The 25,395-nt window shown below is 46.3% G+C and carries 17 protein-coding genes, 4 tRNA genes and 3 rRNA genes; 7 read left to right on the plus strand and 17 right to left on the minus strand.

The genetic code is table 11. The features are described 5' to 3' along the window. Position 1 precedes the first annotated feature (1 nt). Positions 2–988: an ABC transporter substrate-binding protein gene (locus J8N69_RS04580; RefSeq protein ID WP_114413731.1), complete on the plus strand. Its 987-nt coding sequence runs from the start codon at positions 2–4 to the stop codon at positions 986–988. A 200-nt stretch (positions 989–1,188) separates the two neighbouring features. On the opposite strand, the gene J8N69_RS04585 is transcribed toward J8N69_RS04580, so the two are convergent. From J8N69_RS04585 to J8N69_RS04610, 6 genes are all read right to left on the minus strand, one after another. After that, a protein-coding gene (locus J8N69_RS04585) for an IS3 family transposase (protein ID WP_168827682.1) occupies positions 1,189–2,345 on the minus strand; the annotation gives its coding sequence in 2 pieces (ribosomal slippage) (positions 1,189–2,075 and positions 2,075–2,345; 1,158 coding nt in all). Between the two features lie 50 nt (positions 2,346–2,395). Beyond that, the gene (locus J8N69_RS04590; protein ID WP_168827601.1) at positions 2,396–3,364 is read right to left on the minus strand and encodes a hypothetical protein; all 969 of its coding nucleotides are present in this window, start codon (positions 3,362–3,364) and stop codon (positions 2,396–2,398) included. Next, the gene (locus J8N69_RS04595; RefSeq protein ID WP_168827600.1) at positions 3,354–4,172 is read right to left on the minus strand and encodes a TnsA endonuclease N-terminal domain-containing protein; all 819 of its coding nucleotides are present in this window, start codon (positions 4,170–4,172) and stop codon (positions 3,354–3,356) included. Before J8N69_RS04595 ends, J8N69_RS04590 begins: the two co-directional genes overlap by 11 nt. 137 nt (positions 4,173–4,309) lie before the next feature. Beyond that, positions 4,310–6,136 (minus strand): glutamine--fructose-6-phosphate transaminase (isomerizing), encoded by a 1,827-nt coding sequence (gene glmS / locus J8N69_RS04600; protein ID WP_168827599.1) that lies wholly within the window; start codon positions 6,134–6,136, stop codon positions 4,310–4,312. A gap of 77 nt (positions 6,137–6,213) precedes the next feature. Continuing rightward, positions 6,214–7,575 carry a bifunctional UDP-N-acetylglucosamine diphosphorylase/glucosamine-1-phosphate N-acetyltransferase GlmU gene (gene glmU / locus J8N69_RS04605; protein ID WP_168827598.1) on the minus strand — a complete coding sequence of 454 codons (1,362 nt, stop codon included), beginning with the start codon at positions 7,573–7,575 and terminating at the stop codon, positions 6,214–6,216. Between the two features lie 477 nt (positions 7,576–8,052). Continuing rightward, positions 8,053–8,559, minus strand: coding sequence for a hypothetical protein (locus J8N69_RS04610; protein ID WP_211085229.1), 507 nt, complete (start codon positions 8,557–8,559; stop codon positions 8,053–8,055). A 212-nt stretch (positions 8,560–8,771) separates the two neighbouring features. Between J8N69_RS04610 and J8N69_RS04615 the strand changes: the two genes are divergently transcribed. The 5 genes from J8N69_RS04615 (at position 8,772) to J8N69_RS04635 (ending at position 12,831) form a co-directional block, all read left to right on the plus strand. Further along, positions 8,772–9,119 (plus strand): metalloregulator ArsR/SmtB family transcription factor, encoded by a 348-nt coding sequence (locus tag J8N69_RS04615; RefSeq protein ID WP_168827596.1) that lies wholly within the window; start codon positions 8,772–8,774, stop codon positions 9,117–9,119. A 38-nt stretch (positions 9,120–9,157) separates the two neighbouring features. Next, complete coding sequence (arsB, locus tag J8N69_RS04620) at positions 9,158–10,174, plus strand: ACR3 family arsenite efflux transporter (protein ID WP_168827594.1); 1,017 nt, start codon at positions 9,158–9,160, stop codon at positions 10,172–10,174. Between the two features lie 63 nt (positions 10,175–10,237). After that, entirely contained in the window at positions 10,238–11,248 is a 1,011-nt protein-coding gene (locus J8N69_RS04625) for an ArsJ-associated glyceraldehyde-3-phosphate dehydrogenase (RefSeq protein ID WP_168827592.1), read from the plus strand. Between the two features lie 6 nt (positions 11,249–11,254). Beyond that, on the plus strand, positions 11,255–12,508 hold the full coding sequence (gene arsJ / locus J8N69_RS04630; protein ID WP_168827591.1) for an organoarsenical effux MFS transporter ArsJ: 1,254 nt from the start codon (positions 11,255–11,257) through the stop codon (positions 12,506–12,508). After that, positions 12,505–12,831: a YnfA family protein gene (locus J8N69_RS04635; protein WP_168827590.1), complete on the plus strand. Its 327-nt coding sequence runs from the start codon at positions 12,505–12,507 to the stop codon at positions 12,829–12,831. Before arsJ ends, J8N69_RS04635 begins: the two co-directional genes overlap by 4 nt. A 65-nt stretch (positions 12,832–12,896) precedes the next feature. On the opposite strand, the gene J8N69_RS04640 is transcribed toward J8N69_RS04635, so the two are convergent. The 9 genes from J8N69_RS04640 to J8N69_RS04680 form a co-directional block, all read right to left on the minus strand. After that, positions 12,897–13,232, minus strand: coding sequence for a zinc ribbon domain-containing protein YjdM (locus tag J8N69_RS04640; RefSeq protein WP_168827602.1), 336 nt, complete (start codon positions 13,230–13,232; stop codon positions 12,897–12,899). A gap of 1,517 nt (positions 13,233–14,749) precedes the next feature. Then, a 5S ribosomal RNA gene (gene rrf / locus J8N69_RS04645) occupies positions 14,750–14,864 on the minus strand. Positions 14,865–15,070: 206 nt separating this feature from the next. Beyond that, a 23S ribosomal RNA gene (locus J8N69_RS04650) occupies positions 15,071–17,969 on the minus strand. A gap of 349 nt (positions 17,970–18,318) precedes the next feature. After that, positions 18,319–18,394, minus strand: a tRNA-Ala gene (locus J8N69_RS04655). A gap of 134 nt (positions 18,395–18,528) precedes the next feature. Beyond that, positions 18,529–18,605: transfer RNA gene (locus J8N69_RS04660), tRNA-Ile, on the minus strand. Between the two features lie 74 nt (positions 18,606–18,679). Beyond that, positions 18,680–20,217: ribosomal RNA gene (locus J8N69_RS04665) — 16S ribosomal RNA — on the minus strand. The 16S, 23S and 5S rRNA genes sit together here with 2 tRNA genes alongside, the layout of an rRNA operon. 431 nt (positions 20,218–20,648) lie before the next feature. Beyond that, positions 20,649–21,821: a sodium ion-translocating decarboxylase subunit beta gene (locus J8N69_RS04670; RefSeq protein ID WP_168825634.1), complete on the minus strand. Its 1,173-nt coding sequence runs from the start codon at positions 21,819–21,821 to the stop codon at positions 20,649–20,651. Positions 21,822–21,840: 19 nt separating this feature from the next. Beyond that, a complete protein-coding gene (gene oadA / locus J8N69_RS04675; protein WP_168825632.1) occupies positions 21,841–23,637 on the minus strand; it encodes a sodium-extruding oxaloacetate decarboxylase subunit alpha in 1,797 nt (598 codons plus the stop codon). 40 nt (positions 23,638–23,677) lie between these two features. Next, complete coding sequence (locus J8N69_RS04680; protein ID WP_168825630.1) at positions 23,678–23,929, minus strand: OadG family protein; 252 nt, start codon at positions 23,927–23,929, stop codon at positions 23,678–23,680. 148 nt (positions 23,930–24,077) lie between these two features. Between J8N69_RS04680 and J8N69_RS04685 the strand changes: the two genes are divergently transcribed. Beyond that, on the plus strand, positions 24,078–25,088 hold the full coding sequence (locus tag J8N69_RS04685) for a tRNA dihydrouridine synthase (RefSeq protein ID WP_227803978.1): 1,011 nt from the start codon (positions 24,078–24,080) through the stop codon (positions 25,086–25,088). Positions 25,089–25,169: 81 nt separating this feature from the next. On the opposite strand, the gene J8N69_RS04690 is transcribed toward J8N69_RS04685, so the two are convergent. Together J8N69_RS04690 and J8N69_RS04695 are read right to left on the minus strand one after the other, a co-directional pair. After that, positions 25,170–25,246: transfer RNA gene (locus tag J8N69_RS04690), tRNA-Arg, on the minus strand. Between the two features lie 63 nt (positions 25,247–25,309). Beyond that, positions 25,310–25,386: transfer RNA gene (locus J8N69_RS04695), tRNA-Arg, on the minus strand. Positions 25,387–25,395: the final 9 nt, after the last annotated feature.

A 25,395-nucleotide genomic window follows, 5' to 3' on the forward strand; every position in this document is an offset into this window, starting at 1 on the left:
AATGTCTAAGCTCCAACTTTCCCTAGCAATGGGTGATTATGATCGAACCCGCCCTATTCATGATGGACGGGTACAAATCGACGGTGTCGACCCGATCACTTTTCTTCAATCACCAGAAGAGATGTTCTTCAACGCATTTCGCCACAAAACGTGTGATATTTCAGAAATATCATTGAGTTCATATTGTGTTTCGTTGACTCGAGAAAATCCTCAATACATCGCAATTCCTGTTTTCCTTAGCCGTGCATTCCGCCACTCCTCCGTTTATATTCGTGCAGATAGAGGAATTGAAACACCTCAAGATCTCAAAGGTCGCCGCATCGGCATCGCGGAATATCAACTGACAGCAAACGTATGGGTTAGAGCAATCCTTGCAGATGCAGGTGTAACCCCTGATCAGATTACGTGGATACGTGGGGGAATGGACAAACCTGGTCGCCCTGAGAAAATCAAACTTGATCTACCAGACAACGTAACTATCGAGAACGCTCCAGAAGGTGCGACCCTAAACCAGATGTTAATCGATGGAGAAATTGATGGTTTCATCGGCCCTAGATGGCCACGTTGTTACTACGAAGGCCACCCTCAAATTCGTCGACTTTGGCAAGATGGTTTTTCTGCAGCACGCCAATGGCATCAGGACACCGGGTTATTCCCAATCATGCACGTTCTAGGTGTGCGTCGTGGTTTAGCTGAGCAGCACCCCTGGTTACCAGGCGCTCTGCTCAAGGCCTTCACTGAAGCTAAAACAATGGCGACGGATGCCCTATCAGATACTTCAGCAACCAAAGTAACAATGCCATTTGTCGAAGATGTATTAGGTGTAACGCAACAAATGTCCAAGGATCTTTGGTCATACGGAGTCGCACCGAACATAAAAACGCTAGAATATTTCCTGCGCAACCACTACGAACAGGGGCTGAGTTCAAGACATCTTTCTGTAGATGAACTGTTCCACCCAGCAACTACCGAGGTCTATTCTCTGTAAATATATTTAGTGATAAACGGTGTAGAAACAAACCAGCTAGGGAATGTGCGATTAAGTCAGCTAGTTAGTACGAAGTCACACCTGACTTGATTTGCTTTTAAATTTGCTCAAAATCTTAGTTTTTAGTGTGTCTTATTCCCTAGTTGGAGCCTTTAAAGCTCCAACTACCATCACCCAGACGGATTAACCCCGTGTTCTGGTCAAGTCCAACCGGACACTTTCCTAAAGGAGTTTTCATACTCAATGGGTGATTGGTCGCCATTCGACGAATGTAATCGCTCCAGATTGTAATATTTCACATACGCCGCAACATCTTGCTTCATATGCTCTCTTGTTGGTTGTGCTACCTTGAACAACCAATCATGTTTTAAACTGCCGAAGAACCTTTCAACCACGGCATTATCCCAACACGCACCGACGTCACCCATGCTAGAGCGGCAATCAAGCCGTTTTAATAGGCTTCTAAAGTGTTTACTCGTGTATTGCGAGCCTCTGTCGCTATGAAACACTAAGCCCTTTGGCGGCTGTCGTAAGCGATGTGCTTTTAAAAATGCATGCTCAATTAAGTCTGTCGTCATACGTTTTGACGTGTGCCAACCCACTATGCGACGACCAAATAAATCCATTACAATAGCAAGGTATAGCCAGCCTTCGCCTGTTTTTAAATATGACACATCCCCAGCCCACACCTGGTTTGGGCCTAACGGGTTAAAATTCATGTTCAATAAATTATCCGCTACAGCATCACTGTCTTTGCGCTTTGTGGTGACTTTGTAAGCGATACGCTGCTTAACGACTAACCCCAATCGTTTCATCAAGCCAATGACACGATGCCGGCTAACATCAAAGTCTTCTTTGCGAAGCTTTTTCGCAAGCTCTCGGCTACCCAGACTGCCTCGACTATCTTCAAAAAGCGCCTTCGCCCTACGATGTAAATTCAGTGTTTGTGCACTGATAATTATCGCGGGACGTTTTCGCCAAGCATAGTATGCAGATTTGCTAACGCGCATCACTTTACACGATATGGCAACTGGGTACTGCTTACCTAAACTTTTGAGAAATGAATATTTTATTTCATTTCTTTTGCGAAAAACGCTGAAGCCTTTTTTAATATTTCGCGCTCCATCAGCAAGCGCTTATTGTCTTTTCTGAGCTGAACGAGTTCAGCCCGCTCATCCTTCGACAACTCTGAATCTTCATCTTGTTGTTTAAACTTCGCTACCCAGTTATAAAGTAGCTTGTCAGTGATATTCAGTGAAGCGGCAGCCTCAACAACGGAGTAACCTTGCTCAATCACCAGCGCCACCGCTTCTTGCTTAAAATCGTTTGGATATTGTTTGTTAGTACGTTTAGTCATTTTACACCTCAATAATTGGATATTATCCTTTATTGAAGTGTCCGGCTAATTCAACCACAACAGATCGATGCGGTTGCCCAAGAAGGATTTTCTAACCCAACATACAAGCCAACAGTCATACGACTAAACACATCTTTGACTTTATATACGATTGGGCGGCCTACGATTCGGTCTGGGTCATGGCCTGAAACAAGGTGCAAGTCAGCTATGGTCGCATCGATCTCATAACGAGCCCCTGGTCCAAAGTTATTTGTGGTGGAAGTGCTGTGGCTAGGTGTAACATCTTTTGCATATTCAATAGATGGTGTACGAGCTTGAACAACAAGAGGCTTTGCATAGTGTTTGTTGTAGTAGTATCGGAACTGCCTATAAGTGGGTAAATCTTCTTTTTTTATTTTAGGGTACTTTGACCTAATAAAGCCATTCGCCTTTGTCCTAGCCCCTTTTAGGTCAACATCATTATTAACTAAATAGAAGCCTTCAATAGCCAACTTGAAAAGACTTGCTATCTCATCAGTAATAGCAAGTCCCTCTCCATGGGATACTGTGCGTTTACTCCCTGTTTTTTGAATTGCTAGTCGGTTTTGTCCAGGAGCACCGCATTTTGTGTAGTCTGGAGCAAGGGCGTCAGGAGAAAGCCCTCTCTGCCAATATCGACGCAATTGTCGAGTCACATACAGCCTAGACTCATCCGTTGCTTCTAAAACTGACTTAATCTTCTGATTCCTCAGCTTTTTATCAAATAAGGCAAAATAGTCCGTTAACAATAAAGCTACGGATCGATAAGCCCGATCTCTTATCTCTTCAGCTTTAGAGCCTGCTTCGGGGGTGGCCAACAAAATTGGATCTGGCACGGCTTCAAGTGACAAACTTTCGAACTCATCTAGATTTACGCGATATGGCCACGCTTTTTCATCGTGTATATCGATAAGCATTAAGAAATCGACATGTTCATAAACAATTCGGACATGGGTTGGATGGTCCAAGTGAGGGTCAAGAAATACTTTATTAAGATACATCAGACAATCCAGCTTTAAATGAATCTAGGTCTAGAACGATAGACACGTCCGTTGCACGCCAATTCCTAAATACAATATCTAAAGGAACATCAATCAAATTTGCAGCAGCAGCATTACGAATCACACCAATATGAAAGCCGGCACTGCATTCGTATAGGTCATCCATAGCAGCACAAACTGTAGCAAGCTTCTTCTCTGAGCCTGATAACCGGTTAATGACTGTCGAAATATCTTCTAAAGACAACTCACCGTATAGGTCATGTGAATTCTGGCTGGCTGCATGAAGCCATTCAAGATTCTCTTTTACGATCGCTGGAATCTCTTGATCGGTGAAAAGTTTCCATTCATAACCAAGTTCTTCCCAATACAGCTTTTCGATTTGAAGTTTGTCTACCGTACGCGCATTGTCTAAATCGCTGGCGTATTTAACGGCAATAGCAATAGATGGTTTGCCTTTCAGCTCCACAACTAAGTCTGTGGTAACGACTTTTAATTTGTTGCGCATTTGGGGGTGCTTAATTCCCAAACGAGAACAAATACTCAAGGTATCAGCTACAGGTAGAGGAAATTGCTCTTTGATGTCATAGGTAAGATGGAAGCGATCAAAGACAAGGAAAGCAGAAAATTCAAGACGAGATAAAAGATGATGAGCCCTAGATGTGTTTCGACCTCGGATGCGATAGCTCTCACCAGTACTACTTATTTCGTGAACTTTTATAAAGGGTTCATAGCTTTCACCTGAGCCAACACCTCTGGTTTTTAATTTCTTTTCATCTTTAGGATCAAGCGGTTTATCTGCATCCAACATATTTAGCCTCCTGCTTACTTTTTGCAGCATAGCAGGAGGCTAAAAAATATCAAACATTATTGTAAAATATCAAACTATAATGTCTTTTATCAAACTATAATGTCGCCGTACAAGAAATCTGACCTTTTTACGCTTACTTATTCCACCGTGACGGATTTTGCTAGGTTACGCGGTTGGTCTACATCTGTGCCTTTGACGACGGCAACATGGTAGGACAATAACTGTAGCGGAATGGTATGAACGATAGGTTCAAGAATGCTGTCGACCTTTGGCACTTCGGTGAAGATGATGTTGTCTTCGTTGTGCAGGTCTGTGTCCTTGTCAGCAAAGACATACAATTCACCACCACGCGCAGCAACTTCTTGCAGGTTAGACTTAAGCTTGTCGAGCATATCGTTGTGAGGCACCAAGGCGATGATCGGCATGTCTTCGTCAACCAGAGCCAATGGGCCGTGTTTTAGCTCTCCGGCTGGGTAGGCTTCCGCATGAATATAGGAGATTTCTTTCAGTTTCAATGAGCCTTCTAGGGCGATGGGAAACATGGTGCCACGACCTAAAAACAAGGCATTGTGTTTATTAGCAAAGCGATCGGCGACTTCTTTAATATGAGCATCTTGTAAGAGCGCATCGTTCACGTGAGCCGGCAGTGAACGCAGCGCTTGAACCAGTGCTTTCTCTCTCTCGGCGGATAGACCATTTTCAACGGCGATGGCGACACTGGTAATCAACAAGGCGGTCAACTGAGTGGTAAAAGCCTTGGTCGACGCCACGCCAATTTCTGGACCCGCATTGGTTAACAAAGTAAGCGCTGACTCACGTACCAGCGTACTGGATGGCACGTTACAGATGGCCAATGTGGTTAAATAGCCCAATTCTTTTGCCATGCGCAGCGCCGCCAACGTATCGGCCGTTTCGCCAGACTGTGACAAAGTCAAAAATAGCGTGTTCTTTGGTACCGCCACTTTGCGATAGCGATATTCACTGGCGACTTCGACACTGCAAGGCAAGCCTGCTAGGTCTTCGATCCAGTATTTTGCCACCATACCGGCGTGATAACTGGTGCCACAGGCGACAATGTGAACATTTTCAATTTCTTTTAAGAAAGCGGAATCCGCACCAAAACAGCTAGTCAGTACTTTGCTTTCACTGATACGACCTTCTAGACACGCTGCAATTACTTTCGGTTGTTCGTAAATTTCTTTCATCATGTAATGACGAAATTCACCTTTGTCGGTGGCGTCGATATTGTGGTTAAACACACTGATTGGGCGTTCTTGCAACTCACCTTTCGCATCGTAAATAGACACACTATCACGGCTGACGTCTACCACATCGCCTTCTTCTAGGAAGATAAATTGGTCAGTAACATGCAATAAAGCCAGCTGATCAGACGCAACAAAGTTTTCTTCAATGCCAACGCCAACCACTAACGGGCTGCCTTTACGGGCGGCGATAAAACGTTCGTTGTCGTCTTTTTGCACCACACCAATGGCAAAGGCACCGTGTAATTTTGTCAGGCTGAGTTGTACCGCTTTGAGCAAATCTGGCTGTGTTTTTAGGGCATCATGAATCAGATGAACGATCACTTCGGTGTCGGTCTCGGATTTAAACTCATAGCCTTTGGCTTTCAACTCACGGCGTAATGGCTCGTGATTTTCAATGATGCCGTTATGAACCAACGCTAAGTCGTCACCGGAAAAATGCGGATGCGCATTGGCTTCGGTTGGTTTGCCATGAGTCGCCCAACGGGTATGAGCGATGCCCATCTTGCCATCAAGAGGCTGGTCTTCAAATTTGTCTTTTAGAGCTTGTACTTTGCCCACGGCACGGTGTGAATACACACCTTCTTCGTTGTTGATCGCCACACCGGATGAATCGTAACCACGGTATTCGAGACGGCTAAGCCCTTCGATCAGAATTTTTGATACATTACGGCGCGCGATGGCACCCACTATTCCGCACATGTAAGAGTCCTTTTTTGAGTCTGCTAAAAGGGTCAGATCCCTTAAAAATAAAGTTTTATGTCATTCGAAAAAAATCGTTACTTTTTAACGGGACGAGGCCAGTTGTCTTTGTTGGTTTGTCGTGCTCTGGCAAATGCCAATTGCTTCTCGCCCACTTGTTTGGTAATGGTCGAGCCCGCCGCGATAGTCGCCCCTTCGGCAACTTGCACTGGCGCAACGAGCGAGGTGTTGGAACCGATAAATACGTTATCGGCGACTTGTGTTAGATGTTTATTTACACCGTCGTAGTTACAGGTAATAGTGCCCGCGCCTACGTTCACATTTGCGCCCATGTCGGTATCGCCAATGTAACTTAAATGGTTCACCTTACTGCCTTCGCCAATGCGAGCTTTTTTGGTTTCGACAAAATTGCCAATTTTGGCTTTGTTCGACAACTGCGTTCCTGGTCGCAAGCGCGCAAACGGCCCGATGTCGCAGCTCTCGCCCACTTGGCTATCATCAATCAATGTGTTGCTTTTTATGATGGTGTTATCACCAATATGGCAGTCTTTTAAGTAGCAATTAGGGCCAACTTCCACACCATTACCTAATACAACCTTACCTTCAAATATACAGTTCACATCAATAATAACGTCATGGCCTGTAATCAATTCACCACGCACGTCAATGCGAGAGGGGTCTAATAAGGTCGCGCCGTTTTGCATCAACTGGATGGCTTGTTGATGTTGCAGTTCTCTTTCCAGCGCTGCCAATTGCACTCGGTCATTAACACCCGCCACTTCGGCTTCATTTTCTGGGTTCACAGTGACGATATCCACGCCATCATGAGCGGCCATGGCGATCACATCGGTCAGGTAATATTCGCCTTGAGCGTTGTTATTGGTTAACGCTGCGAGCCAAGTTTGTAGATGATTATTGGGAGCCAATAAAATGCCAGTGTTTACTTCTTTGATGGCCAGCTGACTGGATGAGGCGTCTTTTTGCTCGACAATGGCGGTCACTTTGCCCTGATCATCTCGCACAATGCGTCCGTAACCGGTTGGGTTATCAAGAGAAATAGTCAGCAAAACCAAGGTGTTTGGCGTAGACAGAGCCGTCATTTTTGACAAGGTGCTGGCACGAATTAAAGGCACATCACCGTATAAGGTTAATGTCGCGCCATCGGCTTGCAGAAAAGGCGCCACACGACGCAAGGCGTCGCCGGTACCTTGGGGGTCGTCTTGCCAAACAATATTGGCCGAAAAATCCTGACAACTGGCTTCGACTTGCTCGCCTTGATGGCCCACCACAAGATGCAATTTGGATTCTGGAAGGGAACTGGCGGTGGTCAGTACTCGTCTCACCATGGCGGTGCCACCGACCTTATGCAATACCTTAGAAAAAGCGGATTTCATTCGGCTGCCCTTTCCGGCGGCCAGAATTACGATGTCCTGAGTCATGAAGCGTCCTTGTGTTGGCGTCTTGAAATAATGAATGAATTAAGGATGGCGCCTATTAGACCCTGTTGCCAAAAACGCCACAACCCAAATTGTCACAAAAAAAATGACAATTTTTTATAAAACCCTATAAGTGGATGATTTCGCGGCTTTTCAAATGGATAAAAAGCAAAGATTGTCAGGAAGAAATCAGCCAAAAAACAAATAAAAACCCAATCATCAAGGTCGGCCTTTAGCCATCAAAAGCCCGATAACACCAAACCAAAAACCTTGACGCGCTAAAGCACGACAAGATCGACGACGACCTCCTTCGCGGGAATGACAACGCTGGATTTTCGTTATTTACGCAGCAAGCTGCGGGGAATTTACCCTAAGAGAGGTTACACAAAAAGGCCCCTACAAAACTATCCGGTTCTGTTGGGGCCTTTTTTATTGTCTGTATGCTAAGCAGCCATCCCGAAAGAATGGCGCTGCTTACGCTTACTTTTTATAAGTGGATAGATATTTTTCCAAGGCGGTCTGGCTAGCGGCTTTCACTGTCATGCCGTTTGGGCCCGTGCCAATGCTGGTGAACTGTTTGGCTGGCTCTCCGTGTTTTTCGAAGAAAGCTAAGTCTTCAGAGCCCTCTTCAAATACCCAAAGACGACCGTCTTCTACTTTGGTTTTAAAGCCTTTGATGTCAAATTCTGAACCACCAGAGATGGCCGCTAGGTATTTGTCTAAAGACTCTTGGCTGGCGGCTTTCACTGTCATGCCTTCTGGACCCGCGCCAATGTTGGTAAATTGTTTGGCTGGCTCACCGTGCTCTTTAAAGAAAGCCAATTCTTTAGAGCCTTCTTCAAATACCCAAAGACGCCCATCTTCAATTTCTGTTTTAAAACCGTCAATATCGTATTGAGAGGCCATTGATGTTTCAGAAGAAATAGACGCACAAGCGCTCAAAGAAGCGCTCAACAACATGGCTACAACAAGTTTGCTTTTGTTCATAATAGTACCCTCACGAGATGGATTGAAATGGAATAAACCCATCATGGAAGATTTATATTGCAAAAAGATGACAGGCATTACTTATCTTATCTTTTTTTTCATATATATTATTTTTCATATATTAAATTTTCCATATGTATTAACATTTCCATCATAACAAGGTCTCAGACACGCCAACGACAAGAGACCCTTACTATTATTAGGAGCCTTTTTTGAATCCGATACAGTTTTACAAATGCCTAGCTGACGAAACACGTCTGCGTTGCATGTTACTCATCCATTTAGAGCAAGAGTTGTGTGTCTGTGAGCTGATGCAAGCACTGGATGAAAGCCAACCTAAAGTTTCCCGCCATCTGGCTCAGCTGCGCAATTGCGGTTTACTGACCGATCGCCGCCAAGGTCAATGGGTGTTTTACAGTATCAACAAGACACTGCCGGAGTGGGCGCTGGCAGTATTGTCAGAAACCGCCACGCAGAATGTGGATTTCCTTGCGATTAACCAGCAACAACTGCAACAGATGGGCGATAGACCAGACCGATCCGTCGCTTGCTGCGCCTAACATTGCACACAAAACCAAAAAGATAAGGAGTTTAAAAAGTGGGTGTATTTGAGCGTTATTTGTCTGTTTGGGTCGGACTCGCCATTGTGGTCGGCATTGTGACGGGGAGCATTGCCCCAAGCTATTTTGCTTTGATTGCCCAGTTCGAGTACGCACAGGTCAATCTGGTGATTGCGGTGCTGATCTGGCTGATGATTTACCCAATGATGGTGCAAATCGATTTTTCGGCCATCAAGGACGTCGGTAAAAAACCCAAAGGCCTAGTGTTAACCTTAGTAGTGAATTGGTTGATCAAGCCCTTTACCATGGCGTTTTTAGGCTGGTTGTTTTTTAAAGTTCTGTTCGCTGACTGGGTCGACCCACAAACCGCTTCTGAATACATTGCCGGCATGATTCTACTGGGTGTTGCGCCTTGTACCGCCATGGTGTTCGTGTGGAGCCAAATGACCAAAGGCGATGCGGCTTATACCTTGGTACAGGTTTCTGTTAATGATGTGGTGATGATCTTTGCGTTTGCGCCTATCGCTGGATTTTTGCTGGGCATGACGGACATTACAGTGCCTTGGAATACCCTGCTGTTGTCGGTTGTTCTTTACGTGTTGATCCCGCTTACGGCGGGCGTTATCACGCGTCGAAGACTCGAAAAAAATGCCGACTCGTCTAAGCTGAATCACTTTCTTGCCACCATGAAGCCTTGGTCTGTTATCGGCCTGCTGGCGACCGTTGTGCTGTTGTTTGGCCTGCAATCTAGCACCATTTTGTCGAATCCTCAGGCGATTGTGCTCATTGCTATTCCATTGTTAATTCAAACCTATGGCATTTTTGCCATCGCGTATTTTTTAGCCAAGCAAATGAAACTGCCCCATAACATTGCCGCACCGGCTTGCATGATTGGCACATCGAACTTTTTCGAATTGGCCGTCGCCGTGGCGATTTCTCTGTTTGGACTGCATTCTGGCGCCGCCCTCGCCACCGTTGTCGGTGTGTTAGTGGAAGTCCCCGTTATGCTTAGCTTGGTGTGGTTTGCGAACCGCACTCGGCACTGGTTTTCTTAAGCGTTAACCATTTAAGCCCGATGCTTCGGACTACTATTTTAATTAATTATTTTTGAGGTTGTGATGACAATTAAAGTTGGTATTAACGGTTTTGGCCGTATGGGCCGTTTGTCCTTTCGAGCGGCATTTGATTGGGACGAAGTCGAGTTTGTACAAATCAATGACCCCGCTGGCGATGCTGCAACATTGGCGCATTTAATCACCTTCGACTCGGTACATGGCCGCTGGCATCATCAGGCCGAGGCGGAAGGCGAAGTGATGATAGTCAATGGTCAACGCATTGCCTGCACACAGAATAAAAGCATTCCCGACACTGACTGGTCTGCTTGTGATGTGGTTATTGAAGCCAGCGGTAAAATGAAAAGCAAAGCCCTGCTGCAGGCTTACCTTGATCAGGGTGTCAAACGTGTGGTGGTTACCGCGCCAGTGAAAGAAGACGGTGTGTTGAACGTGGTGATGGGTGTTAACCAGCATCTGTACGATAAAACACAACACACGATTGTGACGGCAGCGTCTTGTACTACTAACTGTTTAGCCCCTGTGGTGAAAGTCATCCATGAAAACTTGGGCATCAAACATGGCTCCATGACCACGATTCATGACATTACCAACACGCAAACTATCCTTGATGCGCCCCATAAAGATTTACGCCGTGCCCGCGCTTGTGGCCTGAGTTTGATCCCAACCACAACCGGATCAGCAACGGCCATTACGCATATTTTTCCCGAGCTAAAAGGCAAATTAAACGGCCATGCGGTGCGTATTCCCCTAGCCAATGCGTCATTAACCGATTGTGTGTTTGAAGTAGAACGCGATACCACGATAGAAGAGGTCAACCAGCTGCTCAAAACGGCCGCCGAGACCGAACTGAAAGACATCTTAGGATACGAAGAACGCCCTCTGGTGTCTGTTGATTATAAAACCGATCCACGCTCTAGCATTATCGACGCCTTGTCCACCATGGTGATCAATGGCACGCAGGTAAAGCTTTATGCTTGGTACGACAATGAATGGGGCTACGCCAATCGCACCGCAGAATTGATGCGCATGGTTGGTCTTGCAGACAAGGAATAATCGACTATGTCATGGCTAGCGCAGCTTTCTCCGCCAATCCGTCAATACATGGTAGTCACCGGCAACTATTGGGCTTTTACTTTAACCGATGGCGCCTTGCGCATGTTGGTAGTGTTGTATTTCTATGGGCTAGGTTATAGCCCATTTGAAATCGCCATGCTGTTTATCTTTTATGAAATCTTTGGCGTGATTACCAATTTGGTGGGCGGCTGGCTCGGCGCTCGACTGGGTTTAAACCGCACCATGAACGTAGGGCTGTTTATGCAAATTCTCGCCCTCGCCATGCTGTTGGTTCCTGCCAGTTTGTTGACTGTGCCTTGGGTCATGGGCGCGCAAGCCATGTCTGGTATCGCCAAAGACCTTAACAAGATGAGCGCAAAAAGCTCAATCAAACTGCTCGTGCCAAACGATGCCCAAGGGCAGTTGTACAAATGGATTGCCATCCTCACTGGCTCTAAAAATGCCCTAAAAGGTGTTGGCTTCTTTTTGGGCGGTGCCTTGTTAAGTCTCTTAGGGTTCCAAGGCGCTATTTTGCTCATGGCGATCGCCTTAACCTTGGTGTGGATCGCCAGCTTAATTAGCCTCAAAAAAGACCTTGGCAAAGCCAAGAACAAGCCCAAGTTCACCGATATTTTCTCCAAAAGCAAAGCGGTCAATTATCTATCAGCAGCTCGGCTGTTTTTGTTTGGCGCACGAGATGTGTGGTTTGTGGTGGCGCTGCCGGTGTTTTTGGCCAGTACCTTTGGCTGGGATCATTGGTATGTGGGGGGATTTTTAGCCATCTGGGTCATCGCTTATGGCATAGTGCAAAGCCTCGCCCCGACGCTTACTGGCAAAGCGCAAGGCAAACTGCCCGACGGACGACACGCCTTAGGTTGGGCGTTAGCGCTGGGTGTCACGCCTATTTTTATCGCCTTGGCGTTGGATTATAACTGGCATGTGGAGTTCGCCGTCATCGCCGGATTACTCGCCTTTGGCGCCATCTTTGCGGTGAACTCATCGCTGCACAGTTACTTGATCGTCAGTTACGCAGGCGAAGACGGCGTCTCACTCGATGTGGGTTTCTACTACATGGCAAACGCCATGGGACGACTCATTGGCACGGTACTGTCTGGCTGGCTTTACCAAGATTATGGCCTGGCCACTTGTCTGTGGTTTTCAGCTGGTTTTATCGGTCTAACTGCACTCATATCATTGGGATTGCCAAAGCATGCCGACTCAAGTAAAAAAGCACTTTCGTCAAAAGGTAACACGCTATGAATGCGCTATGGTTTATGGTCGCCGCCGTCTTTGAAATCGCGGGCTGCTATTGTTTTTGGATGTGGTACAAGCTGGACAAAAGCCCGTACTGGCTCCTACCTGGGATGGTTTCTTTAGCGCTTTTTGCATGGGTGCTCACGCTAGTAGAAGCCTCTTTCGCAGGTCGCGTCTACGCAGCCTATGGCGGTATTTACATCGCCATGTCACTGCTCTGGGCCGCCATCATTGAAAAGCACCTTCCGTCAATTTGGGACGGGCTTGGCGCTACGCTATGCATTACTGGCGCGCTAATTATCTTCTTCAACGCTCAGCAAGCGGCCTAAAGAAAACAAAAAAGGCCGCCTTCGCTTCGTTGCAAAGACGGCCTTCTTTTAGCTATCAAAAACCGTTAGGCTTTTTTCACAAACTGTGATTTCAGCATCATGTCGCCCGCACCATCAACTTTGCAATCTAAGTCATGATCGCCTTCAACTAAACGTTTTATTGTCGCTTTGCTGCCAATTTTTAACACCTGAGATGAGCCTTTCACCTTCAAATCTTTAATCAACGTCACTTTATCACCCTCTTGAAGCAAGCTGCCATTGGCATCTTTGATAATCAAACCTTCTTCAACATCAGCCACTTCATTTGGATTCCATTCATAAGCGCACTCTGGGCAAATCAACATAACTTGATCTTCATATACATAAACCGAATTACACTTAGGACACGCTGGAAGACTCATATTTGGCATTACCCTCTATTAAAACCAGAAAAAAAGTACGGGTATTATAGTCCATTTTGATACCAACGTGTTTAAAGACTCATTTAGAACAATACAAATCTGTCTAATATCGCTCAAGCAAATTAGTTGTTACTTGAATTACCATCGCCATTTCAAGCAGTCACCGTGAACACAAGAAGAGATAATATCAGACAAGACTTTTCATCGGCCTAGAAAAATGACAATGAATACTTGTATCAAGAGCAAAACAAGAATAGGGTAATAAACAGACAGAGGACAAACGGATTTGCCTACGCCTCCAGGACGGAGGCTCTGTCACTTTTTAGGACGATTCCGTGGCTGCAGGGATGCAGCGAAAAACCTTTCAAGCACGTTCACTTTGTATATCTCTCACTGTTGCCTTAATCAGGCAAGCTTTTACCGCCTAAAATAAAGCCCTTCAAAGGCAACACATATTTTTGGCCTACCCATTCCTCGCATAATAAAACTTGTCATCAAGTAAAATCATCACATTTGGCTTGGCAGCAGAATAACAACTAATACTTGTATGATCATTAACAAGTATCTTATTTGATCCAATTCGGCTCAATCAAAAAACCTACCATCATTGATCTAGTAAAATGACAATGAATACTTGTATCAAAAGCAAAACAGGAATAGGGTAATAAACAGACAGAGGGCAAACGGATTTGCCTACGCCTCCAGGACGGAGGCTCTGTCACTTTTTAGGATGATTCCGTGGCTGCAGGGATGCAGCGAAAAACCTTTCAAGCACCCCCTTCTTACTTTCACATCTATTACAACGGCAAGCTTTTACACTCCAAAACAAAGATTTTTATCTGTCCATTCTTCGTATAGCATGACCTGCTATCAAGCAGTTAACGGCCATCCTATTTAGTTTAGTGAAGCTACAACTAATACTTGTATAAAACCTATTGGATCTAATTCGATTCATACAAGCTCAATCAAAAAACCTACCATCATTGGTCTAGTAAAATAAAATGACAATTAATACTTGTATCAAAAGCAAAACAAGAATAGGGTAATAAACAGACAGAGGGCAAACGGATTTGCCTACGCCTCCAGGACGGAGGCTCTGTCACTTTTTAGGACGATTCCGTGGCTGCAGGGATGCAGTGAAAAACCTTTCAAGCACGTTCACTTTAGCGACGACCACCTTCGAGGGTGTCGCTAAACGACTGCCGCCGATCTTGTAGGTCGCGATTTACCCTGAAAAAATAACATGCCGACAAATTACGCCTTGTCGGGCTAAAGCCACGACCTACAAAAAACCAATATAATCAACCTACTATAGGCTAACGCCTGATAACGGTCGTGCCTCCCTCATCAGGCCTACAAAAGCGCAAAAGCTCGTCTTGGTGTTGGATTCGCGCTGACGCGTTGAGCCCGCGAAACAGGCGCAAGCAAATCAAATACCAAGACAAGTGTGTTTCTGATTTTTCTACAGACGAAAAAAAGCCCTGACAGCTGAGCTATCAGGGCTTTCTTAATGTAAAGCTTGACGACGACCTACTCTCACATGGGATCTCCCACACTACCATCGGCGATGGCGCTTTTCACTTCTGAGTTCGGGATGGGATCAGGTGGTTCAACGCCTCTATGATCGTCAAGCAATTCTGTTGCGTTCGTTCTGGCTGGACTTTTCGTCTCACCAAAACACGCGAAGACGTGCTTGGATCTTTAACAATTCTGTTTTGAAATAACAATAATCAAGTATTAAACCGATGCTCATCATGACTGATGCGTTATCGTAATCTGTGTCTCTATGTGTTTACTGTTCGACTTTCGTCTAGTCAGCAAAACCACTTTGGTGTTATATGGTCAAGCCTCACGAGCAATTAGTATTGGTTAGCTCAATGCCTCACAGCACTTACACACCCAACCTATCAACGTCCTAGTCTCGAACGGCTCTTTAGGGGACTTAGGTCCCAGTGAGATCTTATCTTAAGGGAGGCTTCCCGCTTAGATGCTTTCAGCGGTTATCCCGTCCGAACATAGCTACCCGGCAATGCCACTGGCGTGACAACCGGAACACCAGAGGTTCGTCCACTCCGGTCCTCTCGTACTAGGAGCAGCTCCTCTCAAATCTCAAACGTCCACGGCAGATAGGGACCGAACTGTCTCACGACGTTCTAAACCCAGCTCGCGTACCACTTTAAATGGCGAACAGCCATACCCTTGGGACCGGCTTCAGCCCCAGGATGTGATGAGCCGACATCGAGGTGCCAAACACCGCCGTCGATGTGAACTCTTGGGCGGTATCAGCCTGTTATCCCCGGAGTACCTTTTATCCGTTGAGCGATGGCCCTTCCATACAGAACCACCGGATCACTAAGACCTACTTTCGTACCTGCTCGACGTGTCTGTCTCGCAGTTAAGCGTGCTTTTGCCTTTACACTCTATGCATGATTTCCGACCATGCTGAGCACACCTTCGTGCTCCTCCGTTACTCTTTGGGAGGAGACCGCCCCAGTCAAACTACCCACCACACAGTGTCCTCGATCCGGATAACGGACCTGAGTTAGAACCTCAAACATACCAGGGTGGTATTTCAAGAGTGGCTCCACGGTAACTGGCGTCACCGCTTCAAAGCCTCCCACCTATCCTACACAAGTAGGTTCAAAGTTCACTGTGAAGCTATAGTAAAGGTTCACGGGGTCTTTCCGTCTAGCCGCGGATACACAGCATCTTCACTGCGATTTCAATTTCACTGAGTCTCGGGTGGAGACAGTGTGGCCATCGTTACGCCATTCGTGCAGGTCGGAACTTACCCGACAAGGAATTTCGCTACCTTAGGACCGTTATAGTTACGGCCGCCGTTTACTTGGGCTTCGATCAAGAGCTTCGCTTGCGCTAACCCCATCAATTAACCTTCAAGCACCGGGCAGGCGTCACACCCTATACGTCCACTTTCGTGTTTGCAGAGTGCTGTGTTTTTAATAAACAGTCGCAGCCACCTGGTATCTTCGACCGACTGGTGCTTACGGGGCAAGCCCTTCACACTGGCCGGCGTACCTTCTCCCGAAGTTACGGTACCATTTTGCCTAGTTCCTTCACCCGAGTTCTCTCAAGCGCCTTGGTATTCTCTACCTGACCACCTGTGTCGGTTTGGGGTACGGTCAATGTATATCTGACGCTTAGAAGTTTTTCCTGGAAGCATGGCATCAACCACTTCGCCCAAAAGAGGGCTCGTCATCAGTTCTCGACATCCTCTCTTAAAGAGTGACCCGGATTTGCCTAAGTCACTTGCCTACCGCCTTAAACACAGACAACCATCGCTGTGCTGGCCTAGCCTTCTCCGTCTCTCCATCGCAATATACATCGGTACAGGAATATTAACCTGTTTTCCATCGACTACGCATTTCTGCCTCGCCTTAGGGGCCGACTCACCCTGCCCTGATTAACATGGGACAGGAAACCTTGGTCTTCCGGCGGGGGAGTTTTTCACTCCCCTTATCGTTACTCATGTCAACATTCGCACTTCTGATACCTCCAGCCTGCCTTACAGCTTGACCTTCAACGGCTTACAGAACGCTCCTCTACCATGCCTAGTAAACTAAGCATCCGTAGCTTCGGTGGCCAGTTTGAGCCCCGTTATATCTTCCGCGCAGGCCGACTCGACTAGTGAGCTATTACGCTTTCTTTAAAGGATGGCTGCTTCTAAGCCAACCTCCTAGCTGTCTAAGCCTTCCCACATCGTTTCCCACTTAACTGGCACTTGGGGACCTTAGCTGACGGTCTGGGTTGTTTCCCTTTCCACGACGGACGTTAGCACCCGCCGTGTGTCTCCCGTAATTGCACTCATTGGTATTCGGAGTTTGCATGGGGTTGGTAAGTCGGGATGACCCCCTAGCCCAAACAGTGCTCTACCCCCAATGGTGAGATACGAGGCGCTACCTAAATAGCTTTCGAGGAGAACCAGCTATCTCCGAGCTTGATTAGCCTTTCACTCCTATCCACAAGTCATCCCCAGCCTTTTCAACGGATGTGGGTTCGGTCCTCCAGTTGATGTTACTCAACCTTCAACCTGCTCATGGATAGATCGCCCGGTTTCGGGTCTATTCCCAGCAACTAAACGCCCTATTAAGACTCGGTTTCCCTACGGCTCCACTAATCGCTTAACCTTGCTACTGAAAATAAGTCGTTGACCCATTATACAAAAGGTACGCAGTCACGGAACAAGTCCGCTCCCACTGCTTGTACGTACACGGTTTCAGGATCTATTTCACTCCCCTCACAGGGGTTCTTTTCGCCTTTCCCTCACGGTACTGGTTCACTATCGGTCAGTCAGGAGTATTTAGCCTTGGAGGATGGTCCCCCCATATTCAGACAGGATAACACGTGTCCCGTCCTACTCGTTTTCATCATTAAGGTGTTTTCGTATACGGGGCTATCACCCTCTATCGCGGCACTTTCCAGAGCCTTCTACTAACACCAAAATCACTTAAGGGCTAATCCCCTTTCGCTCGCCGCTACTTAGGGAATCTCGGTTGATTTCTTTTCCTCCGGGTACTTAGATGTTTCAGTTCCCCGGGTTCGCCTCCTCACAGCTATGTATTCACTGTGGGATACTCTACAAGTAGAGTGGGTTTCCCCATTCGGACATGTTCGGATCACAGCCTGTTTATCGACTCCCCGAACCTTTTCGCAGATTACCACGTCCTTCATCGCCTCTGACTGCCAAGGCATCCACCGTGCACGCTTGGTCACTTGACCATATAACCCAAAGTAGTTTTTACGATTCAATAAAAAGCCATAAATGACTCAGTATAAAAAGTAGAAACAACCATCAGATCACATACCAAAGAGCTTTTGTGTCTCTCTGGATTTACGATAATAGAAGTCACTAAGCTGTTATCCTTAAAGAATAAGAGCAAGTGAACTTCCACCGGTTTAACACTTGATTTATCGTTATTTCAAAATTCGAATTGTTAAAGAGCAAGTTTAGTGCAAAGCACTAAGTCAGAGACTAAAAATCATCCAACACAATTAAATGTAAGATGTTTAGCGTCTTGCTTAGGACTCTCTTCTAATCTTTTACACAGAATGATTGATCATTTATAAATGGTGGAGCTATGCGGGATCGAACCGCAGACCTCCTGCGTGCAAAGCAGGCGCTCTCCCAGCTGAGCTATAGCCCCATTATTTATTTGATCGTATTTGGTTAATCGAAGAAGATATCTCCAACCAATTACCAGGATGTCAAGAACAAGGCTTTTAAGGTCGACGTTTAGCCTGCTAAACGAGATCTTAAATAACGCTGTTATTTATATACTGGTGGGTCTGGGCCGATTTGAACGGCCGACCTCACCCTTATCAGGGGTGCGCTCTAACCAACTGAGCTACAGACCCAAATACTTTCTGTGCTTCTCATAAATTAGACATCAGATAATTTGTGTGAACGCTCACCAGAGCCTTCTATCGTTTAAGGAGGTGATCCAGCCCCAGGTTCCCCTAGGGCTACCTTGTTACGACTTCACCCCAGTCATTGACCACTCCGTGGTAAGCGTCCCCCTTGCGGTTAGACTACCTACTTCTGGAGCAATCAACTCCCATGGTGTGACGGGCGGTGTGTACAAGGCCCGGGAACGTATTCACCGTGACATTCTGATTCACGATTACTAGCGATTCCGACTTCATGGAGTCGAGTTGCAGACTCCAATCCGGACTACGACGTACTTTCTGGGATTCGCTCACTATCGCTAGCTCGCTGCCCTCTGTATACGCCATTGTAGCACGTGTGTAGCCCTACTCGTAAGGGCCATGATGACTTGACGTCGTCCCCACCTTCCTCCGGTTTGTCACCGGCAGTCTCCTTAAAGTTCCCACCCGAAGTGCTGGCAAATAAGGATAAGGGTTGCGCTCGTTACGGGACTTAACCCAACATTTCACAACACGAGCTGACGACAGCCATGCAGCACCTGTCTCACAGTTCCCGAAGGCACCATCTGATCTCTCAAATGTTCTGTGGATGTCAAGAGTAGGTAAGGTTCTTCGCGTTGCGTCGAATTAAACCACATGCTCCACCGCTTGTGCGGGCCCCCGTCAATTCATTTGAGTTTTAACCTTGCGGCCGTACTCCCCAGGCGGTCTACTTATTGCGTTAGCTGCGCCACTAAGTCATTACAACCCAACGGCTAGTAGACATCGTTTACGGCGTGGACTACCAGGGTATCTAATCCTGTTTGCTCCCCACGCTTTCGCACCTCAGTGTCAGTATTAGTCCAGGGTGTCGCCTTCGCCACTGATGTTCCTTCCTATATCTACGCATTTCACCGCTACACAGGAAATTCCACACCCCTCTACCATACTCTAGCTAGCCAGTATCGGGTGCCATTCCAAGGTTGAGCCCTGGGATTTCACATCCGACTTAACAAACCACCTACGCGCGCTTTACGCCCAGTAATTCCGATTAACGCTTGCACCCTCTGTATTACCGCGGCTGCTGGCACAGAGTTAGCCGGTGCTTCTTCTGGGGCTAACGTCAAAACATTTGGATATTAGCCAAACGCCCTTCCTCACCCCTGAAAGTGCTTTACAACCCTAAGGCCTTCTTCACACACGCGGCATGGCTGGATCAGGCTTGCGCCCATTGTCCAATATTCCCCACTGCTGCCTCCCGTAGGAGTCTGGGCCGTGTCTCAGTCCCAGTGTGACTGGCCATCCTCTCAGACCAGTTAAAGATCGTCGCCTTGGTAGGCCTTTACCCTACCAACTAGCTAATCTTACGCAGGCTCATCTAATAGCGGAAGGTCACAAGTGATCCCCTCCTTTCCCCCTCAGGGTGTATGCGGTATTAGCATGCGTTTCCACATGTTGTCCCCCTCTACTAGGTAGATTCCTACGCGTTACTCACCCGTCCGCCGCTCGTCAGCAGGAGCAAGCTCCCCTGTTACCGCTCGACTTGCATGTGTTAAGCCTGCCGCCAGCGTTCAATCTGAGCCATGATCAAACTCTTCAGTTAAAAAGCTTGCTTACTCAAAATCTATTACACTAACAATAACTTAATCGACTCATCATCCCGAAGAACAACAAGCCAACATAAAGCGAATTGACGTGTTAGACGTTTCGCAAGACTTCAATTTTTTTGATCAACTACATCTCGGTAAAACCGGTCTGCGATGATCTTCTGAAGCCTCCAGCGAGCGCCCACACAAATTATCTGATTATCTATTTTAAAGAGCGGTCTGACTTGAATACTCAACCAGATCTTAATCTAGTAAAGTTGAACTTGGTCTTCGTTGCTCTGAAGCCTTGTCCGTGTCAGCGAGGGCGTATATTAAGGATCTACAGATTTTGTGCAACCCTTTTTTGAAGAAATTTTAAATTAATTTAAATACCGCCAAATAAACAAAAAGACACCGAAGTGTCTTTTTCAAACGATAGCATTAACAACTAACCACCTACGTAACTAAGCATCACACCAGCCGCAACCGCTGAACCAATAACACCCGCGACATTAGGCCCCATCGCATGCATCAACAGGAAGTTTTGCTTGTTCGCTTCAAGGCCCACTTTGTTAGCTACTCGTGCCGCCATCGGCACCGCAGAAACACCCGCTGCCCCAATTAACGGATTAATCGCTTCTTTTGATAATCGATTCATTAACTTCGCCATCAGGACACCAGACGCTGTACCGATAGAAAAGGCAATTAGACCTAAACTTAAAATGCCTAACGTTTCTAGATTCAAAAAATCCTCTGAGCTGAGCTTAGAGCCAACACCCAATCCCAAGAAAATAGTAACAATATTAATCAGGGCATTTTGCGCCGTATCACTCAATCGATCGACAACGCCACACTCACGCATTAAGTTACCGAAGCAAAACATACCAAGTAAAGGTGCAGCTGATGGTAAAAACATCGCCACTAAAATAGTGACCACAATAGGAAAAATGATTTTTTCCTTTTTCGTGACAGGCCTAAGTTGCTCCATCTTAATCGAGCGCTCTTCTTTCGTCGTTAACGCGCGCATGATTGGCGGCTGAATAAGTGGAACCAACGCCATATAAGAATAAGCCGCGACAGCAATCGCCCCCAATAGATCTGGAGCCAGTCGACTAGCAACAAAAATAGCCGTTGGGCCATCTGCACCACCAATAATACCAATTGCCGCCGCATCAGATAATGTAAAATCCATAATGCCAAACGATCCCAACAGCACAGCGCCAATGACTGTCGCAAAGATACCAAACTGAGCCGCTGCACCTAGAAGCAGTGTTTTTGGATTGGCAAGCATAGGACCAAAGTCGGTCATTGCCCCAACACCCATAAAAATAATCAGCGGAAACAAGCCCGTTTCAATCCCGCCATGATAAATATAGTATTGCAGCCCGCCAGGTGACGTCATGTGTCCCGCGGCATCATAAACAGGTGCCGCCATCATCCCAGCACCCGGAATATTCACCAAAACAGCACCAATACCTATTGGTAGTAGTAAAAGCGGCTCAAAACCTTTTTTGATCGCCAAATACACCAACAACAAACCGATACAAATCATCACCAACTGACCAAGCTCCAGCTGATAAATCCCCGTATCGTGATAAAGATTTAATAGTTTGCTTTCCATTTTTTACGAATTCCTTCAACTACAAAGTAAGAAGTGACCGACCAACTTGCACGGAGTCACCTTCTTTTACATTAATGGAACCAATGACACCGGACTTAGGCGCAGATATCTCTGTCTCCATCTTCATTGCCTCTAAAATCATCACCGTATCACCCTCTTCAACCTGCTGGCCTGGAGACACGAGGATTTTGAAGATATTACCCGCTAACGGAGAAGGTAAATCCTCACCAGATGAGTCAGACGCTTGAGCTGGAGCACTTTGAGTATTCGCAACAGGTTGAATATTACTGACATCGCCTCCTTCTGACACCTGCACAACAAAACTCTGCCCAGAAACAGACACCGTATAGACGCTCGCCTCACCAGCAGAGGCACTTGCGGCGACAGACTTATCAGCAGATACATCAACAACATCGCCAATCGTCGGCGCAGGCTCAAAAGCACTTGCATCACCGCGATTCTGTAGAAATTTCAGACCAATTTGCGGAAACAAGGCATAAGTTAAAACATCGTCGATTTGCTCATCAGCCAACTGGATATTTTTATCCTTAGACAAAGCAAGCAATTCTTGCGTCAACTTATCCATTTCTGGCGACAACAAATCTGCCGGGCGACACGTAATCGCCTCAGCACCTGCTAAAACTCTTGCCTGCAGTTCTTTATTAAACTCGGCAGGCGCGGCGCCATATTCACCCTTCAAAATACCCGCCGTTTCTTTTGAGATAGACTTATATCGTTCACCAGTGAGAACATTCAATACCGCTTGCGTTCCAACAATCTGAGACGTTGGCGTTACCAATGGAATCAAACCTAAGTCTTCACGCACTTTAGGAATTTCTTGCAATACCTCATCAAATTTATCGGCCGCACCCTGTTCTTTTAACTGGCTTTCCATATTAGTCAACATGCCGCCTGGCACCTGAGCAATCAGTATCCGAGAATCGGTACCACGAAGAGAGCCTTCAAATTTCGCATATTTCTTTCTTACTTCTCGAAAATACGCAGCAATCTCCTCCAACAAAGCCAAATCCAACCCGGTATCTCGCTCTGTTCCTTGCAAGGCCGCCACCACGGATTCTGTCGCACTATGCCCATAAGTCATCGACATAGAAGAAATCGCCGTATCCACCCTATCAATTCCCGCTTCCACCGCTTTTAGAATCGTCATATCTGACAAACCCGAAGTCGCATGAGCATGCAGCTGCACTTCTAACTGAGTTTGAGCTTTCAATAGACTCACCAACTCAAAGGCATCATACGGTGTAAGAATGCCAGACATATCTTTAATGGCGATGGAGTCCGCCCCCATATCCTCAAGCGTCTTCGCATAATCCACCCAGTTCTTAGTGGTATGAACTCGGCTCTTAGTATAAGAAATCGTCCCTTGAGCATGCTTGCCCTGCTGCTTAACCGCTTTAATGGCCGTTTCTAAATTGCGAGGGTCATTCATGGCATCAAAAATTCGAAAAACATCTACGCCATTTAAAGCGGCACGTTCAACAAACTTACTCACCACATCATCAGCATAATGGCGATAGCCTAATAGATTCTGACCTCGTAGTAGCATTTGCTGAGGTGTCTTTGGCATCGCTTTTTTCAACTCGCGGATACGCTCCCAAGGGTCTTCACCGATAAAGCGAATGCAAGAATCAAACGTCGCCCCGCCCCAAGATTCAAGCGACCAAAAACCCACTTGGTCAAGTTTTTCAGCAATAGGCAGCATATCGTCAATGCGCATGCGCGTTGCGAACAAAGATTGGTGAGCATCACGCAAAACGACATCAGTAATGCCTAGAGGTTGCTTAGTTTTCGTCATTTTTCAGCCTCAAAGAAATCAGGAAAGTTAGTATTAAAAGTTAAGATTTTTTATTGTTTCTATGTTGATGAACCGCCGCCGTAATAACGGCAGTCAATTGAGCATCCACAGCAGATTTATTAGGCGCTTTAGACAATGAACTCGGCACAGCAACAGGAGGTAACTCAGGAAACAGGTGATTAAGCAATCGAGACATGTAACTTGTCGCAAAAATCAAAATCACCAAAAACAGGAACACAAACCCCATCCCCAACACCATCAACCCAAAACCATCTTCAAGTAACCCATTCATAGCATTAACACCTTTATTCTTACCTTGTCCGTGCCAATTTAATGTGATCATATGCACATTCAATAGCACTGTTTAATTTTGATCGTTATTTTTTACCACAAACCAGAACAGTTTCATATTTTTTTTGCATAACAGTTAGACTTATTTCGTGAACATTTATCAAAATACCAACACAATTCTTACAAATATCCCCAAAAACACAGCCATCACACTCGCGGTAGCGCCAATGGAAGGCGTCATGGACCACACCATGAGAGCATTACTGTCGCAAATTGGCGGCATGAACTATTTGGTTTCAGAATTCATTCGAGTCACCCAATACCCAATCCCCACAACAACATTTCAACGCTTAATCCCCGAAAACCAAAACAACGCACAAACCACACACAAACACCCAGTCCACACACAACTTCTAGGCAGCAACGCCGAACTAATGGCAGAAAGCGCTTCTAATGCCGTCAAAGCGGGCGCCACTCATATCGACGTCAACTTTGGCTGCCCTGCCAAACGCGTCAATGGGCATGGCGGCGGATCAGTTTTACTGCAAACCCCAGATGCACTTTATGAGATTATGAATGCCATTCGAAAAACGCTACCCAGTAACGTTCCTGTATCGGCCAAAATACGCTTAGGTTTTGAAGATGAAACACTACTACTTGATAACGTGGCAGCTCTTGAAGCCGCCGGCGTTGGCACGCTAACCATTCACGGACGCACCAAAAAAGATGGCTATAAACCACCGGCAAGATGGGAAAAGATTGGCGAAATTCAAGACCAGACAAAAATGACAGTGGTAGCAAACGGAGACATCACAGATACAGAGTCACTCTTACGCTGCCAAGCCATTACCGGTTGCCAACATTTTATGATTGGCCGAGGCTCACTCAACAACCCATTCGTTTTCCAACAAATAAGAGCCGAATTAAACGGACAGACGAATGCAATAGAAAGCAGAACACTGACAACGCTGTTTACAGAGTACGCCATAGAACTGCAAACACATTATGACGACATCACGACGCTCGGCAGATTAAAGCAATGGTGTGGACACCTAAGATTTGGCTTTGTAGAAATAAAAGAAAACCTTCAGATATTACGACGCTGCAGAAGTGTGAATGAACTAACGCAAACATTCGATAACACAATGAGAAAAACGTAACAGAGAAATGATAAGAAAAGAGCTTAAAGAAATAATGGCAATGATGTGAAAAAAAAAACTTAAGAGGAGGGAAATCTAAAATGGTGCACCCGAGAGGATTCGAACCTCTGACCGCTCGGTTCGTAGCCGAGTACTCTATCCAGCTGAGCTACGGGTGCGTAGCAATATCTTTAACAACGAACATCTCAAATCTGGATAGTTTTGAAATGTTTTTCTTGAAATGGTGCACCCGAGAGGATTCGAACCTCTGACCGCTCGGTTCGTAGCCGAGTACTCTATCCAGCTGAGCTACGGGTGCATAGCAATA

The sequence above is a fragment of the Marinomonas profundi genome (assembly GCF_020694005.1).
Classification (GTDB): Bacteria; Pseudomonadota; Gammaproteobacteria; order Pseudomonadales; family Marinomonadaceae; genus Marinomonas; species Marinomonas profundi.